14 protein-coding genes and 1 other annotated feature are annotated in these 17,310 nt (G+C 55.3%); of the genes, 8 read left to right on the top strand and 6 right to left on the bottom strand.

Annotated elements, in window-relative coordinates:
* The 3 genes from FE784_RS41690 to tdh form a co-directional block, all read right to left on the bottom strand.
* Positions 1–381: hypothetical protein (locus FE784_RS41690; protein ID WP_218103866.1), on the bottom strand; the 381-nt coding region annotated here is incomplete at its 3' end.
* 332 nt (positions 382–713) lie between these two features.
* Entirely contained in the window at positions 714–1,901 is a 1,188-nt protein-coding gene (locus FE784_RS36105; protein ID WP_139607098.1) for a glycine C-acetyltransferase, read from the bottom strand.
* A gap of 17 nt (positions 1,902–1,918) precedes the next feature.
* A complete protein-coding gene (gene tdh / locus FE784_RS36100) occupies positions 1,919–2,959 on the bottom strand; it encodes an L-threonine 3-dehydrogenase (protein WP_139607097.1) in 1,041 nt (346 codons plus the stop codon).
* A gap of 147 nt (positions 2,960–3,106) precedes the next feature.
* On the opposite strand from tdh, the gene FE784_RS36095 reads away from it, so the two are divergent.
* Entirely contained in the window at positions 3,107–3,661 is a 555-nt protein-coding gene (locus tag FE784_RS36095; RefSeq protein WP_139607096.1) for a helix-turn-helix domain-containing protein, read from the top strand.
* A gap of 147 nt (positions 3,662–3,808) precedes the next feature.
* Positions 3,809–5,140, top strand: a complete 1,332-nt coding sequence (locus FE784_RS36090; RefSeq protein ID WP_246132343.1) for a UDP-N-acetylmuramoyl-tripeptide--D-alanyl-D-alanine ligase — start codon at positions 3,809–3,811, stop codon at positions 5,138–5,140.
* 257 nt (positions 5,141–5,397) lie between these two features.
* Here the strand turns inward: FE784_RS36090 and FE784_RS36085 are convergent, their stop codons facing one another.
* Entirely contained in the window at positions 5,398–6,390 is a 993-nt protein-coding gene (locus FE784_RS36085) for a hydroxyacid dehydrogenase (protein ID WP_176706762.1), read from the bottom strand.
* Positions 6,391–6,678: 288 nt separating this feature from the next.
* Between FE784_RS36085 and FE784_RS36080 the strand changes: the two genes are divergently transcribed.
* Positions 6,679–8,097, top strand: coding sequence for an extracellular solute-binding protein (locus FE784_RS36080; RefSeq protein WP_139607093.1), 1,419 nt, complete (start codon positions 6,679–6,681; stop codon positions 8,095–8,097).
* A 160-nt stretch (positions 8,098–8,257) separates the two neighbouring features.
* Complete coding sequence (locus FE784_RS36075) at positions 8,258–9,658, top strand: extracellular solute-binding protein (protein WP_139607092.1); 1,401 nt, start codon at positions 8,258–8,260, stop codon at positions 9,656–9,658.
* A 413-nt stretch (positions 9,659–10,071) separates the two neighbouring features.
* Here FE784_RS36075 and FE784_RS36070 read toward each other — a convergent pair whose 3' ends face one another.
* A complete protein-coding gene (locus FE784_RS36070) occupies positions 10,072–11,793 on the bottom strand; it encodes a hypothetical protein (protein WP_139607091.1) in 1,722 nt (573 codons plus the stop codon).
* A 45-nt stretch (positions 11,794–11,838) separates the two neighbouring features.
* Positions 11,839–13,152, bottom strand: a complete 1,314-nt coding sequence (locus FE784_RS36065) for an ABC transporter substrate-binding protein (protein WP_139607090.1) — start codon at positions 13,150–13,152, stop codon at positions 11,839–11,841.
* 324 nt (positions 13,153–13,476) lie between these two features.
* Here FE784_RS36065 and FE784_RS36060 point away from each other — a divergent pair, with 324 nt between their 5' ends.
* The 4 genes from FE784_RS36060 (at position 13,477) to FE784_RS36045 (ending at position 17,183) form a co-directional block, all read left to right on the top strand.
* Positions 13,477–13,680, top strand: a complete 204-nt coding sequence (locus tag FE784_RS36060; protein WP_139607089.1) for a hypothetical protein — start codon at positions 13,477–13,479, stop codon at positions 13,678–13,680.
* A gap of 394 nt (positions 13,681–14,074) precedes the next feature.
* Positions 14,075–14,339: a binding site (T-box leader), on the top strand.
* A gap of 54 nt (positions 14,340–14,393) precedes the next feature.
* Entirely contained in the window at positions 14,394–16,052 is a 1,659-nt protein-coding gene (locus tag FE784_RS36055) for a glutamate--tRNA ligase (RefSeq protein ID WP_139607088.1), read from the top strand.
* A 73-nt stretch (positions 16,053–16,125) separates the two neighbouring features.
* Positions 16,126–16,473, top strand: coding sequence for a helix-turn-helix domain-containing protein (locus tag FE784_RS36050; protein WP_139607087.1), 348 nt, complete (start codon positions 16,126–16,128; stop codon positions 16,471–16,473).
* Entirely contained in the window at positions 16,470–17,183 is a 714-nt protein-coding gene (locus FE784_RS36045) for an ImmA/IrrE family metallo-endopeptidase (protein WP_139607086.1), read from the top strand. Before FE784_RS36050 ends, FE784_RS36045 begins: the two co-directional genes overlap by 4 nt.
* Positions 17,184–17,310: the final 127 nt, after the last annotated feature.

Here is a 17,310-nt window from a genome sequence, read left to right as displayed (position 1 = left end):
CGATGCTTCACGAAAAAAACGTGTCTTTTTCAGTGGCCTCGGCGCCAGCCGGTCGGGCTTTTCTTGTCCTATGGAGAGCAATGAGCTGGCTTGCCGCCTCTGGGCAGGTTGCGGTGCCGAATGCGCTAATGGTTCGTGTATCAGCATATAGTTCGAACCGACACCGGGCTCTGTCTGAGCCATAGATGGAAAATGTACAGGTATTATCGGCATCGAAGGCCGAAATGAAGGTTTAACTGGAAAACCTCCATCTATTTCCTCACCGTGATGGCGAACAGCACCCATGCGGGAGAAATAGCTGTAATATTTCCAGTTATCGGATGAGGAATGCGCTGGATTGCCGAAAATAACTGCAACTTTTCCGGTTGTTGAAAAAGTCAAAAGAGAGATTTGCACTACAAAAAGAGATGGGGGAAATGTGCGGAAAGCGAAGTGGCTGACTTTAAAATCGTGTTGTAACCGCTAAAATCTTACAAACTAACACGATGTTAACGGATGTGGAGCGCATTCCCCCACCTCTAGTCTCCGACGCTTCCTCTCAAAGACTTTTTCAACAGCCTCAACTTTTCCATTTATGGTCGCCGCCGGGGGATCGCTCCATACGTATGTCGAAAACCCGACCGGATTGATCAACCGGATGCACTGCCATCCGGTATCCCCTCTGATGCATATTACCGGCGGGCCAGCCTCTCATGCCCACCCGCCCGACAGCCTTACTGCAACACGCCTGTCCGTTTGCCGACGGCAACGAGTTTATCGACGGCGAAGGCGAGGTCGTCCTTCGTATGGGCGGCGGTCACGATACAGCGCACCCGGCCTTTGTCCATCGCTACCGTAGGGTATACGATGCCTTGCGCGTACACGCCTTCCTGCATCAGCAGGCGGGAAAACTCGGCCGTCCGGTCCGGCTTTCCGATCAGCACCGGGACGATCGGAGTCTCGCTTCCGCCCGTATCGAAGCCCTCCTCCTGCAGCCGCGAACGGAAGAAGGACGCGTTGTTCCACAGCCGGTCGATCAGAGGCTGGCTATGCCGCAACAGACGAATAGCGGCCAAGCAGGCGGCGGCGACGGCCGGAGGGTGAGAGGTGCTGAATAGAAACGGACGCGCCTTGTGGATCAAATACCGTTTCAGCACATCGGCTCCCGCCGCATAGCCCCCGACGACGCCGACCGCTTTGGACAACGTGCCGACCTGTACATGGACGCGTCCGTGCAGGTTGAAATGGTCGGTCGACCCTTTGCCGTTCCGGCCCAATACGCCGCTTGCGTGCGCGTCGTCCACGTAGACGTAGGCTCCGTACTTTTCCGCGAGCTCCACGATGGCAGGAAGCGGCGCGATGTCGCCGTCCATGCTGAATACGCCGTCGGTCACGATGAAAGCGCGTTTGCGGCCGTCGTTTTCCTTCAATCTCCGCTCCAGCTGGTCCATATCCTTATGGGCGAAAATGCCGCGCTCCGCCTTCGTTAGCCGGATGCCGTCGATGATGCTGGCATGGTTCAGCTCATCGCTGATGACCAGCTCATCCGGTCCGAGCAGAGAAGCCAGAGCGCCCTGGTTCGTCGTGAAGCCGGACTGAAACACAAGTGCCGCTTCCGTTCCTTTAAAATCGGCTAATTCCCGCTCGAGCTCGTCGTGGATGCCCAACGTGCCGGTAATCGTTCTAACCGAACCGCTGCCGGACCCGTATTGCCGGATCGCCTCGATGGCGGCGGCCTGAATATCCGGATGTCCGGTAAAGCCCAAGTAATTGTTGGAGGAAAGCTGCAGCAGTCTGCGTCCTCCGGTTTCCATCCATGGGCCTGAGGCCCCGGACCATACGGCCGGGATGCGATACATGCCCTCCCGCTGCAGCCGCTGCAGCTCCTCGTTCAAGTAGTCGAATGTTTTATTGGTCGGCATACGGTTTTCCCCTTCCATTAATGCGTGAAAACGACTTTCCCGCAATTGCCGCTGCGGACAAGCTCGAACGCTTCTTCGTATTGCTCCAGCCTGAACCGATGCGTAACGAGCGGGGACAAATCGATTCTTCCGCCCTCCAGCAGCCCCTTCACCTGGAACCAGGTCGTGTACATGCGCCGGCCGGTAATTCCGTCGATTCGCAGTCCTTTGAATATGATGCTGCGGGACAAATCCAACTCTACGCCGCTCGTCGGGATACCGAGCAGGGCAACCCGTCCGGCATTGGCCGTTCCTTCCAAGCCTTCGCGAATCGCGTCGGGGTGTCCGGACATTTCCAGCAGCACTTCCGCGCCTTCTCCGCCGGTCAGCTCCTTCAGCCGCTCGGACAATTTCTCGGTGGCGCTGTTGACAAGCGCGTCGGCGCCCATCGTTTTGGCCATCCGGAGTCGAAAATCGTTGATGTCGGCCGCTATGACGGTAGATGCCCCGCAAGCCTTCGCCACGGCTACGGCCATAAGACCGATCGGTCCGGCCCCGACGACGGCGACGCTTTTGCCGGTAATGTCGCCGGCCATGACCGATTGGACCGCGTTGCCGAGCGGATCCTGCAGGCAGGCGAGCTCCGACGGCAGACGGGGATCGTTGCGGACGATGTTCGTCGCCGGTACGACCGCGTATTCCGCGAAGCAGCCCGGGACCGTTATGCCGAAGCTGCGCGTATGCGGGCATACGTGCGCGTTGCCGCTCCGGCACGCCCGACAGACGCCGCAGACGATATGTCCTTCCGCGGACACGCAGTCGCCCGGCCGCACGCCGGTCACTTCGGAGCCGACCGCTTCCACGATGCCCGCGAATTCGTGGCCGATCACGTTAGGCGTCACTACGCTGCTCTCCGCCCAGGCGTCCCATTTGTAAATGTGCAGATCCGTCCCGCAAATCGAGCTGGAGCGCACCTTGATCAATACGTCGTTCGGCCCAGCCTGCGGAATCGGTACGTGTCTGAGACTAAGTCCCGAAGCGCGGCTCTCCTTCACCAATGCCATCATTGTGGCGGTCATGGCTGCATCCCCCATTTGTTTAACATAACGCACTATTGTATGTCATATTATACAACTTGGAAGATGCAGGATCAATGGCCTTTTCAATATATTATTTTTTTTGTACAATATAGTATACGATTTTGGAGAAAAAGGAGTCCGCATCCGATGGATCATATTCCGATAAAGGTTGGCAAAAATTTGAAAACGATACGCAAGTCCCGGGACCTCAGCTTGGATAAGCTGGCGGAGCTGACGGGGGTAAGCAAGGCCATGCTCGCGCAGGTCGAACGCGGAGACTCGAACCCGACCATCTCGCTGTTATGGAAAATCGCCAACGGCCTGCGTATTTCCGTGACGGCCTTGATCGCCGAAGAGGCGCAGGAGGTGACGATCGTCCGCTTTGCCGATATGGAGCCGATCATGGAGAATGACGGACGGTATCAGGCGTTTCCGCTCTTTCCGTTCGATTCCAAAACGCATTTCGAAGTGTACACGGTGAAAGTCGAACCGGGTTGCAATCATCAATCGGAGGCGCATCAAGAAGGCGTGGAGGAGTTCGTCGTGGTCACGCATGGATGCTTGGAGCTGCATATCGGGGACGAGGTATACGTCGCCGAGCAGGGCGACGCCATCCGCTTCAATGCGGATCAGGGACACCTCTATGTCAATGATTCCGACGCTACCGTGTGGCTTCAGATTATTATTCGATATCCGTTCTAGAAGGCCGGTAATTCACTAAATGAAGCGGCGCCGCTCGAAAACGGGTGGCGTTTTTTTCCTATATGGTGAATAATTTGAGGTAGACGATTCGGAAACGAGGGGGCGGTTTCTATTATTTGCTTGCGGCTCAAGGAACTGGAACGGATTGTGCATGGAAAGGCAGCGGCCGGCGTGAACGGCGAGATAACGATCCGCGGAGTATCGATCGATTCGCGAACGATACGGGAAGGCAACCTGTTCATTCCGCTGACGAGGATCAAAGACGGCCACGATTATGCCCGCGAAGCGATCCGCAATGGGGCGGCGGCCATGCTGTGGCAAAGCGATCATCCCGATCCTCCGACGGACGTTCCGGTTATCGCGGTCGAAGATTGCCTCGCCGCTTTGCAAACGTTGGCCGGCGATTATCGGAGCCGATTGCCGGTCAAGGTGGTCGGAATTACAGGCAGCAACGGCAAAACGACGACCAAAGACATGATCGACTCGATTTTGTCCGTGTCGTACAAGGTTCACAAAACGAAAGGGAATTTGAACAGCCAGATCGGACTTCCGTTAACGCTGCTCGATATAACGCCGGATACCGAATATGCGGTCATCGAGATGGGGATGAGCGAACGCGGTCAGATCGAGCGCTTGTCCAAGCTGGCGAAGCCGGATATCGCCGTCATTACGATGATCGGCGTCTCGCATTTGTCGTCGCTCGGCTCGAGGGAACAGATTGCGGCGGCCAAGATGGAAATAGTGCTCGGAATGAAGGAAGGCGGAGCGCTGGTATACAATGGCGGGGAGCCGCTGCTGGCGGACGCGGAGAAGGCTGCGGCCTGCCGATCCGTTCGTACGGTCCGTTTCGGGACGCCGGATTCCTTCGGCTATTGCGCGAAATCGATCCGGTCCGATGCATCGGGAGTTTCTTTTCAAGTCGGCGGGAACGAATACCGCATTCCGCTGCTGGGCAAACACAATGTCACGAACGCTCTGGCTTCTATCGCCGTGGCGGCCATTGCCGGAATTACGTCGGAGCAATGCCGGGCAGGGTTGAGCAAGCTGACCGTAACCGGGATGAGAATGGAGATAAGCCGGTCTTCCGCAGGTTATACCGTAATCAACGACGCATGGAATGCGAGTCCCGTATCGGTTCAAGCGGCGATCGAAACTTTTGCGGAGCTGGAAGGATACTCCAACAAATTTCTCGTGCTCGGAGACATGCGCGAGCTGGGACCGGAGGAACGGGCGTACCATAAGGAAATCGGACGCCTCGTGGACCCGGGAACGATCCAATACGTATTCACGATCGGCGAGCTTGCGAGAGAAATCGCGCTGGAAGCCGCCGGACGATTCCCGACCGGAAACGTAAAAGCTTTCGAGCATAAAGATCAAATCATCGGCGAGCTTCGCGCCGTCATCGCCCCGACCGACGCCGTATTGATAAAAGGCTCCAGAGGGCTGGAGCTGGAGCATATCGCTTTCGGCCTCATGTAGCGTCAACGTGTCGGTTCGCTCCGATCTTGCTCCCTTATAGCATCGAGAAGTCGCATTGCATGCTTACCCGGAGCAACGCTATGTCGTCGGAATCGAAAGCTCAAGCTGACGAGTGGGGAGGGGGGCTCACGGAAATACTGGGAGCCACTCGGATGCCGCCATGCCGATCCGCATCTTTCCATACGGATCGGTTGTACGATCGGAGGTATATCCCGATTTGAAGCCCCTCCCGCCCGTCATGTTGTCCTATTCGGATCTTACGCCAGGAAGGCCATATCTTTCTCTTCGACTTCTCCGTCCATCCGTTTGTCGTTCAACAAACGTTCGATCTCTTTCACCGCATACTTGCCGATCCGATACATGCCGTTCGTCACCGAGCCGGCTATGTGGGAAGTAAGGATGCAATTGTTCAGGCTGCGAAACGGATGATCGGCCGTCGGAGGCTCGGGATCGGTCACGTCGATGCAGGCGAAAATGCGCTCCTTTTCCAATTCGGCGACGAGCGCCGGCTCGTCGATAATCGAGCCGCGGGCCGTATTGATCAGGATCGCATTGTCTTTCATCAAGGCAAGGCGTTCGCCGTTGATCATTTTGTAAGTAGAGGGCAGCGACGGCGCATGGATGGAGACGACATCGGAACGGCTAAGCAGGTCTTCCAGCTCCGCCTTGGACGCGCCGATCGCTTCGGCTTGCTCGGGTGTAACGAACGGATCCGCCACCAGAACGGTAACGTCGAAGTTTTGCAGCAGCTTGATGTAGTGCTTGCCCGCTTTGCCGGCCCCGATCACGCCGATCGTCACGTCGAACAGCTCGCGCACCCGTTTCTTCTCGTCGGCCCAGCCGCCTTGCCTCGTCTCGCGGGATACTTTCCACATATTTTTCAGACTGGCGATGGTCAGTCCCAGTGCAGTCTCGGCTACGCCTTGGCCGAGCGGTCCGTTCGCGCTGGATACGCGAATGCCTCTGTTCCACAGCTCCGGGGTTACGATCGGCTTGACGGTACCCGCGGCATGTATGACCGCCTTCAATTGCGGTGCGGCTTCCAATATGTCGCCTGTCAGACTCGGAGTTCCCCAGGACGATATGGCGATATGGGCGCCTTCGATCGTTTTGCGGATGGATGCAGGATCATTGGCGCCGTATTCATTGCATACGACTTCTCCCCATTGCGATAATTCCTCCAAATGCTTGGGCGTAAGCACTCTTTGTCTTGAAGCGTCAGGCGGTAATATGGCGATTCTTAACGTCATTGTCGTCGACCTCTCCCTTGAATGGTATCTCTGCTGTATGCTGATGTAAAAACGATATTGCCCGAGCGGCTGACCGCATGCCGAATTCTTGGATCGCGATAGGTGAAATGCTCGTATCTGATTCACAGCAGATGTAAAAATCATAAAATCTGATGTCGATTCTGTCAATAATTAGTTTTTGATGTATATTGGGGTGATAAAATACAGCAATTTGCTGTACTTTTTGGCGAATTTTCGGTATGATCTATTTATGGGCAACAAAATCAGGAATAGAGGCTGGATGCGCATATGAACACGACACGATCGAACGACAAGCCGTTCCGGCTGGACGATATGGTGAAGCAGCTGAGGGACGACATTACGATTCGCGGCAAATACGCACCGGGCGAATTTCTGCCGTCCGAGCTTACATTGGTCAGTCAGTTCCGGTTAAGCAACAAGACCGTCCGCAAAGGCTTGGAGCAGCTTATTGCGGAAGGACTGATCGAGAAAATCCCGAGAGTCGGCAGCAGGGTGACCGCCGAATCGGCGAAGCGGAGCGCCGTTACTTTGCGGCTCGGGTCGATGCATTCGCTCGAGCGGGACATGAAGCTGTCCGCGTTGCTCGGGGAATTCGAGAGCCGGAATCCCGACATCCGAATCGAAACGGTCAAATTCCATTCGGATTATTTCACGGGAGCGATCGAGGCTCACCTCGCTGCCGGCGTGGTGGATGCTCTCATGATCAACGACGAGCTGTTCTGGCAAATGAGCGGGCCGGGCGGCGAATTCCCGCTTGAGCCTCAGAATCGACTGGAAGAGACGTATCCGTTCCTCCACGAATCGTTTTCCTTCGGCGGTACGTTATACGTACAGCCGCTCGTCTTTTCGCCTGTCATTCTTGCGTACAACAAAGCCCATTTTCGCGAATCGGGCATACCGGAACCCGATGGCAGCTGGACTTGGGACGATGCGATCGGGCATGCCGTCAAGCTGTCCGTCCCCGGCAAACGGTACGGATTGTGCTTTTACCCGTTATCCAACAACAGGTGGCCGGTTTTTTTGCTGCAAAGCAACGAGCGATTCGAAGCCGAGCCGGGCGGCCGCTACCGCCTGAACGGCACAAAGCTGCTGGACGGCATCCGACTGTATAAATCGATCGTCCGCAATCGGGACTATTTCCCCGAATATTTGGCCGAATCGAGCCGGGATTTCGTCGCGTTGTTCCGCAGGGGCCATGCTTCGATGATTATGAGCACGTACAATTTGCTGAACGATTTCGCCGCTGGCGGGCCGGAGTACGACATCTCCGCATTGCCGTATCGGGGAGAGCCGAGAACGCTGCTGACGACGATCGGCATTGCGGTGAACAAGCATTCCCGCAACAAAGCGGCGGCCAAGCTGCTTGTCGATTTTTTATCGTCCGAGCATGCCCAACGTCTGATCCGGGAACGGACGCTCAGCATACCGGCCATGAAGAAGATCGCCGATTCGCCATTGTCCGATGAAGATGTCCTCAACCGGCCGGCACGGTTCCATCTGTACCGCAATATCGTTCCGGGGTATCGCCGATACCGGGATTTGGGGCTGCCGCCCGGGGCGTTCTACAGGCTCCGGGAGCTGATCAAGCTGTACGGGTCCGATATGATAGACGAGCCTTCCTTGCTTGGACAATTAACCGATATCGTCAATGAAAAGGCCGTGCCCGAATCCGGAGTGCCCCATTAGGAGTCCGTTGCGCAATCGAACGGACCGAAGCGGGACGGTTCGTCGGATCTGAAGCGCCAAGCCTTGCGCCGTGCGGGAAAGGCGGGTCGATCAAGTTGTTTTTGCCGCGAAGGTCGGGGTATACTTATAAATAACTTGAATCGACGAAGGATGTAGCAGGATGAGCGGAAAGACGAGCCAGCGATTATTTCGCGTCCGTTTGGAGCGGATGATTCAGCAATTGAGGCACGATATTGTAAGCGGCAAATTGGCGCCGGGAGACTATCTGGCGTCCGAGTCGGATTTGGCCGGACAGTTCGGGATGAGCAACAAGTCGGTCCGCCAAGGCTTGGATATTTTGGTGGAGGAGGGACTGATCCGGAAAATACCCCGGGTCGGCAATCAGGTGACCGAAGCGTCCAAGCAGGCGACGACGGTTACGCTGGGAATCAACAGCAGTCTGGAGCGGGATATCGCGCTGTCCAAGCTGTTGGACCGTTTTCAACGCAAATATCCGTCCATACAGGTCCAGACGATCACGATACCGGGGAACTCGCGCACCTTCGTCAAGGAATATGTGGACAACGGTTTGTTGGACGTTTTTCTGATCAACCGCCAATACTTTCAGCACATGGAGGAGGACGGTCTGCTGCATACGCTCGAGCCGCTTGCCGTCGCGCCTGGGACGTACCGGTTTCTGGAGGAGTCCTTTACGGTGGACGGCCTTCTGTATGCGCAGCCGATCCAGTTTTCGCCCGTCGTGCTCTGCTACAATACCGATCATTTCCGCGAGGCCGGCCTGTCCGAGCCCGACAGCAGCTGGAGCTGGGAGGATTGCTCGGATAATGCCCGCAGACTGACCGAGCGGCGCGGCCATTACGGCTTCGTTTTCTACGAAATGTCTTACAACCGTTGGCCGGTCTTTCTGCTGCAAAGCGGAATGAGGTTCGAGCGGAATGCGGACGGTCAATGCGATATTGCCGGAACTCCGCTTTACGACAGCATTCGGCTGTACGAGCGGATCATACACGACCCGGATGTGTTCCCGAAAATTTTGTCGGAGAGCAACGATGATGTGATGCATTTGTTTATGGCCGGCAAAGTATCGATGATTTTGACTAGCTATACGAGCTTGAACGAGCTGAAGCACTCCGACGTCGCCTATGACATCTCCACGCTGCCGTATTTATACGAACCGAGGACATTGACAATCTCGATCGGGGCCTGCATCCGGAAAAGCTCGGAGAAAAAAGAAGCGGCTCGCGTTCTTGTCGATTTTTTATCGTCCGAGGAAGGGCAGCAGCTGATCCGCAGCGAGACGCTCAGCATTCCCGCCCTGAAGTCCGCCGCGGAAATGCCGGTCAAGGACGGGCTGAACCGGCCGTCCCGCTTCGATCTGTTCCGCGACATTTTGCCGACGATGCGGGGCCATCAGGATTTGAATCTGACCAGCACCGGCTTCGTCGTCCTCTGGAAAATGCTGAAGCAATACTGGTCCCGCGTGATCGACGGGGAGACGCTGCTGCGGGAAATCCGCGAGAACCTGGGCGCCCATGTCCGGACCTCATCCGATCGTAAATAAGAAAGAAAAACCGTTCATCCCGAGCGGAATCCGGCAGCTGTAGCGCGCGGATTCCGTCAAGGGGAACGGTTTTTTTGCAGTGAACTATGTCGATAGGGCTGGTGCGGCAATGGTGAACCCAATTGTTACTGCCGAGGTATAGAGAGGCGGGTGTTCGGCTTAACGGACACCGTACAACTTGATTCTGAATAAGATACGCAAATTGAGCGGAGCGATTGCGACGGTGCAGCATACGAGCTATGACCGGCCGTACAGACACACCGAGGTGCACCACGCCTTGACCGTTCGGGTACAGCGGCTGTGCAGCGCAACGACCGAGCATGGCAAGCTGACAGCTGGAACGAGCGCGCAAGGGAACAAGACCGTGCAGGAGCCCCGCACAACTGTCGAGTCAGGAACCGGGCACAGACTCGCTAGCTCTGCGCGCCTACGATGTCGCCGTCCGTGTCGCTTGCCGGATCGCCGTTCTTCATGCGCAGCCGACCCGAGCTGTCGACCCAAAGCCTGTATGCGCCGAGGCGGAGACCGCCGGCATCCAGCGTGGACCACCCCGACTGAAACGTCATGTATTTCTTCGGAACAATCGATGTCGCCGCTTCCAGCGATAAGGTGCCTTCCGCTGTCACTTTGCCCGTCGTGCCGGCGATTCGGACGCCTCCCGTTACTTTCAACTGGCCGAAAAAGTCGGACAGGACCACGTTGTTCGAACCGGAATTCGTAACCGCCGCACCTCTTCCGCCGGCAGAAATGTCTACTACGCATTTCTCCGATAGCGCGGTCAGCTCGATCGATCCCGCCGTATGATCGATAACTCTGCAGCCCAGAGCGTCGTCGATATACATCTTCTTCTGATTGCCCACTCCGTCAAGATTCGTGCCGGACAAGGCGCAATAAATCGCCCGTCGGGCAGCGCTTGAAGTTAGCAGAACGCCTCCCAAGCCGCAGCTCTCCGCCTGCAAATCGTACGATTTCAACGCGAACGTACCCTTGGCCTCGAGGCCGTATCTTCCGAAGAAGGCGATCTCCACGGCGAACAGCTTCACTTCCTCGTTGTCTTCAATATATACGGCCGAGCCGTTCGTCTTCTCCGTACCGTTCTTGTCGTTCCAGCCGAACAGCTTCGCGCGGGATAGGACGCCTTCGTTGCCGTCGATGATCTCGATCCCGTTGGCCGAAGATCCCGGTACGAGCGGGATGAAGAAGACGTCGTCGATCAGCCACATGTCGCATTGCAGCGTTTTGACGAGGGCGGCGCCCATATATTGGCCGCTTAAGCCGCTGGCAATAGCGGGATTGCGGCACCGTTGGAAGACGACTCCCTTCACGGCCAGCCCGCATCCGTCGAACGCCATATCCTGGCACGAAACGTCGCTCAGAAAAGTCGCGGGATTGTAGAAGCGGAAGTAAGCTTCGCCGGTAAAGGTGCCGCCGTTGCAAATTCTCGTCATTTGCCGATGGCCGCGAAGATGGATGCCCCATCCGGTGAATACGATCTCGCGATCGATCCGGATGCTTCCCCGCGGGAATACGAGCGTCGCTCCGACATTCGTCTGGTACGATTGCCCGGGCGGATTGCCGTTGAGAGTGGCGGCATAGGCAGCCGCTTTCATGATGACGTCGTAGGAGTCGGTTTGCCCAGTAGGATCGATGCCGAACTGCTCCAGCGGGATTTCCGATTGCGCCGGACGAATCCAGCATCCGCTCACGCTCGGAGCCGTATCGCCGGTGCCGTTCAAGTAACCGCTCAAATTCGAGAAGTCCGGCAGCAGAGGAACCGTAGGGCTGATAATCGTTCCTCCGTTATGGGAAGACCTCGGCCGGCCGGAGTCCCAATAAAACAAACCGCCCCCCAGGCCGGTTCCGGGGCGATAGCCGAGCAAATTGACGATCGAGCCGTTCTGGTCGCCTTCCAGGCCGACCAGGTCCAGCACGCTGCTTAACGAACAAATCTGCGTCTCGCACGGCTCCCCGCCATTCCCTCCGTAGACGCTCCGGTTCACCGAGTTGCCCGGAAAAGGCGCTCCCGACACAATCCCGGCCGTGGCCGTCGCAGCGACCGTGGCCCCGACCGCTCCTATGCCCGCCGCGCCCAACACCGTCAACAATTGCCTTCTGCTCATCGATTCCTTGGACATTTCAAAACACCGCCATTCTCTCGAATTGGATTGGTAATAATACGATTACTTCCCGGCTGCGGCTTGAATCTTCTTGTTCGTCTGCTCTTCGGCTTCCCGGAGAGCCGTATTCGCATCCTTCTCGCCGACGATGACCGCGAGCATCGCATTCGTCATTTCGGTCTGGCCGGTAATGTTATAAGGGCTGTACGGCATAGGGGACGCCGTCTTCTGGTTTACGACTCCGGCGATGTTTTTTCCTTTCCAGTCGCTCACGTTTTTGCCGTATGCGGCTTTTACTTCTGCGTTCTTTAACGGAGTGAGGTGGGCCATATCGGCACTGCGCTCCATCTGCACTTCGTCGGACACAAGCTGAGTGATCGCCAGAAATGTGTCGTCGCGGTGCTCGCTGTTGGACGATAAAGTCAAATAGACCGGATACGGCTGTGAGCCGACTCCCGGAAGACCTTTCATCTCCGGAAGGCTGACCAGGTCCCAATTCAGATTGCTCTTGTTCGCGAGCGGAGCGCCGTTGCTGAATGCGACGAGCATGGCGGCCGTTTTCTCGTTAAAGAACAAGTTCGACTGATCGTTTACCGCGAGCAGCTTTTTGGTCGGACTATAGCCGGGCATTTGGTATAGCGGGACGAGCGCGTCCAGGAACGATTTCCATTGATCTTTCTGCAGCGCGGCCTGATTTGTTTTCGGATCGACAAGGCCAAGCGAGAACTGATTTACGGCCACGAAATTGGACGGACCGCCGGCGAACCCCCGGTATAACACGCCCCCGTCCTCGCGTGTCAATCGTTTTGCCGTATCGAGAAGCTGCTCCCAAGTCATGCCGTCCTTCGGATACGGTACGCCGAACCGGTCGAACAAGTCTTTGTTGTAATACAAGGCAAGCCGGAGATCGTAGAACGGAAAGCCAGACAGCTTGCCGTCGCTCATGCCTGTTATCGCTTCCAGATAGGTCGGCTCGAACCGGCCCGTATCGTATTTGTGCTTCTTCACGAGGTCCGACATGTCGCCGAACAGGTCGTACGACTTGAGGTTGCTGAGAACCTGGAAGGACCCGAATATGAAGTCGACCTTCGTACCCGTCGCCATAAAAGCATCGATCCCTTTGTCATTGTTGATGAATTCCAGCGAGATGTGGGGATACTTCCTTTGAATCGGTGCTTCGTACATTGCTTTTAACTCGTCCGTCGTCATCGAGGATTTGGAAGCGAGAAAAAACTTCAGCGTGACCGGCTCCTTTTTGGCAGCCGTCTCCGGGGAGTTTGCCGCCGTATCCGATGTCGTACCGCTTTTCCCGCAAGCCGTGAAAATCAAGGCCGTCGTGAGCATCAACGGCAGCAGGGTCAATCCTTTCTTGCGCATAGTAGAAACCTCCCGTGTAGTTGAGAATGATGTGCAGGGAACTTTTGAATGCTGACCCCCCGAGCAAAGTACATGAATGCCTGTTAAGCAAAGCTTTATCGAAGCGCCTCCAATCGTTTAGTTTCCAATCTGATGTAAATGTAATTCCAATTTTATTCTACATCCACTTTGCAATCGCTGTCAATTGGATTACGAGTACATTAGTTGCGAAATTTATGATGCAAGAACGGATTTCCATTAAAACGATGCAACAAATTCTCGGTATTTTCCAAATGTTGCTTTTCATGCATACTGAAGCTACCGACGATACAAGGAGGGAATACGATGGAAGACGGGATAAACATAAGGGAGCTTCGGGAAGAGAGGGTAGGGGGGGGCTTCCACGGGCAGACGAGGGAGATGAAGCCGCGGAACGAGAAAATATTCGAGCTGCACACAGGCGGGATCCCGCTCGCCGAGCTGGCGGAGCTGTACCATTTAAGCGAGGAGCGCATTCGCAATATCGTCTACGAACAGCAGAGAGATTGAGCCGAAAAAGGGAGGAAAGCATGTATGTTGCCGAGCCTGGACTGTCGATGGATTAACGGAAGACTAGCTTCCGCTATATTTCGGTCACGGAACGATTATTTCCGCTATCGTTTGCCGAGAGGTCGAATATGGGGGTGTACGGAACTTTAAGTTCCGCTATTTCAAGAATTGCCCCGGAAAAATACCCTTTTCTAGCGGATAAAGGAACTAATCCTTCCGTTTCGCTTCATTTCGGCTTGGTATTGAAAAATAGAGGAACTATTTGTTCCGCCAAGCTCCGAACTCGGTCAGCATCTCGGATTCGTCGAACAGTAACGTCGCGATTTGGTCGGTGATACTCTGTTCTTGACTCTTACGACAAAACATGATAATTTGTTATCTAATTTACAGATAGCGAAATGCAATGAAGAGGAACAGTAGTCAACGAACCGACTCGCAGAGAGTCCGCGGGGGTGGGAGCGGATAGTCGGCATTGATGAAAGAAGCCTACGAGTATCGGACGGAAAAGTTGGGAGTACGTTCGGCGGGACTTCCCGTTACAGAAGGGTGCGATCATGGGCTTGAGCATGAGCATGAGCATGCTGCATGAATCGCTGCATAAGAGGGTCGTTATGACCAATTCAGGTGGTACCGCGGAAGCACAGCCTTTCGTCCTTGACGGGATGAAAGGCTTTTTTGCATACCCATATCCGGTATGGAAAGGATGAAGAAGCATGACAACGTGGGCCGAGCTAGCCGATTTGCTTTTTCCCGACGTCGCGCTGCTCCCGGAAACGATTGCCGAACAATATCCGCCGAGAGCCTTGAAGCCGGGAGCGAAAGTGACGAGATTCGCCCCAAGCCCGACCGGCTTTCTGACCATTGGCGGTCTGTACGCCTCGATGATTTCCGAAAGAATGGCGCGTCAGAGCGGCGGACTGTTCTATGTGCGCATCGAGGATACGGACAAAAAACGCGAGGTGCAGGGAAGCGTCGAGGATATGATCGAATCGTTGGAACGGTTCGGAATCCGCATCGATGAAGGGCCGACCTCCGAAGGGGAGGAGACCGGGAGATACGGACCATACCGGCAGAGCTCCAGAGTCGGGATTTATCAAGCGTGGATCAAACGTTTGCTGGAGCAGGATTTGGCGTATCCTTGCTTCTGCACGGAAGACCAGCTGAACGAGATCAGGGATCGACAGCAAGCGGCAAAAGAAAATACCGGCTACTACGGCAAATGGGCCGTTCACAGAAACATGACGATCGATGAAGTCCGGGAACAGCTGACCGACGCAAAGCCGTTCGTCGTCAGACTAAAATCTCCGGGTTCGGCCGACAACCGGATCCGATACGTCGATATGATCAAAGGAGAGACCGAGCTGCCGGAGAACGACCAGGATATCGTCTTGCTGAAATCGGATGGCGTCCCGACCTATCATTTCGCCCATGCGGTCGATGATCATTTGATGGGGACGACGCATGTGTTTCGAGGAGACGAATGGATTTCGTCCGTACCGATCCATTTGCAATTGTTTCGCATACTCGGATTTCGGGCACCCGAATACGGTCATCTGGCCCCGCTCATGAAGATGGACGGAGCTTCGAAGCGCAAGTTCAGCAAGCGGAAGGACCGGGACGCAACGGCAAACTATTACCGGAATCAAGGATACCCGAGCTTGGCCGTCACAGAATATTTCATGACCTTGATCAACTCCGATTACGAGGAGTGGCGGTTGGGCAATCCGTCGGAGCCGTATACGGAGTTTCGTATCGGCACGGACAAAATGAACGTCAGCGGAGCGTTGTTCGACTTGAACAAGCTTAACGACGTCAGCAAAGACGTAATCTCTCGATTTAGCGCCGAAGAAGTCTATGCGTCGGCAGCGGAGTGGGCCAGAGCCTGCGATGCGGAATTATTCCGTTGGCTGGATGGCGACAAATCCTACTCCGTAAACATACTTGGCGTAGGAAGAACGCCGGAGAAGCCGCGGAAAGATTTAGCCAAATGGTCGGACGTGAAGCAGGCGGTCGCCTTTTATTATGACGAGTGGTTCGAGATGGAAGCTCCAATCCTTCCTCTTCCTGCGGCAGTGACCGATTCGAAAGCGAAAGAAATCGTTCGCGACTTTATCCGGGTACTCGATCTCGGGGACGACAAGGACACATGGTTCGGTAAAGTCAAGAACATTGCCGAAACGCACGGCTTTGCCCGGGAGATGAAACAATACAAGAAAAATCCGTCCGCTTACGCCGGGCATGTGGGCGATGTGGCGGCGGTAGTCAGGGCCGTACTGACGGGCAGGCTGCAAACTCCCGATTTGTATGAAATGATGCAGGTCATGGGCGATAGCAGGGTGCGGAGCCGACTAGGCCGGTATGTCTCGGCATAAAAAACGGCATGCCCGATGTTGACAATAAGTTCAACGCCGGGCATACTGATCGTAAAGGAAGGGAGATAAGGCCATGAGCGGTTTTGGCGAGCTGCTTCGCAACTTGCGCAAACAGAACAAAGTGACCCAAAGGCAGTTGGCCGCGCTTGTCGGCATCGATTTTACTTACATTAGCAAAATCGAGAGCGGTACGATGGACCCGCCCGCAGAGGATAAAATTATCCGGATGGCCGAAGTGCTTCATGTGGAGCCGGAAGAGCTCGTATTGGCGGCGAAGAAAGTACCGACTACGTTCCAGAAGCTGATTACGGAAAACAGCGATGTGCCGATTTTTCTGAGGAAAGCATCGGAGCTTTCTCCGGCGCAATGGGTGGAGATCAAGAAGATTTTGCACGGGAAAGAAGAGGATGAGACGGAATGAGCCGTTCCAGCTTCAGCTACATCCCGATCGGACGAATGGAGTCGATTACCGGGCAAATTTTGTCCGATTACGGGTTCGACCCCGACGATAAGCAGGTGCGTTCCGTCCCTATAGAGGAAATCGTGGAGTTTCACTATGATTTGCAAATTTGCTGGGAAGCGATAGATCGGTTGGATGCCGAGGGTATGGTCATGGCCGCGATTATTCCCGACAGAAAGCAGATTATATTAAACGAGACGCACCGCGATTTGTTTGACAAGAAAATCGGCACCTATCACTTTACTTTGGCGCACGAGCTCGGTCATTGGGTGCTGCACGCCCCCGGCCAGTCTTATTTAAGAAGCGGCAGCGAATATGGCCCAGGTTACATGCGGAGCGATTCGGCCCCCGAGAATAGCAGCGACGCGGATACATACTATTGCCGGAGCACGTCTCATAAGCCGGCGGAAGAAATTCAGGCGGACCTGTTCGCCGGATGCTTGCTCATGCCCCGTCCGATGATGGTGCGGGCGGTCAAGCAATTGAATATGCTGGGAGCGATTCAGCTCCCTCACATATACGGACTGGCCGATTGCTTGAAGGTATCGATCTCCGCCTTGTCCGTTCGGTTAAAGCAGCTGCGGCTGCTGCAGATCGAATCTGACGGTCGAGTCAGTCGCGCGGACGGAAGAAGCGCTCCGGCCTGCGAGCAGCTAACGATGGATTTGTAATTTTTTTTGAACCGAATTTTGAGTTGAATATCAACGCAATGGGACGAAATTCGCTTGATAGCAGTGTTTCATTCCATAGTTTCATGAAAATCCGATCCGAACGGAGAAAAACTTTCGAAATTAAGAA

It is taken from the genome of Paenibacillus hemerocallicola (assembly GCF_006265175.1).
Lineage (GTDB): Bacteria > Bacillota > Bacilli > Paenibacillales > NBRC-103111 > Paenibacillus_AB > Paenibacillus_AB hemerocallicola.
The sequence above is the reverse complement of the archived record's forward strand: the minus strand, read 5'-3'. Positions and strand labels throughout refer to the sequence as shown.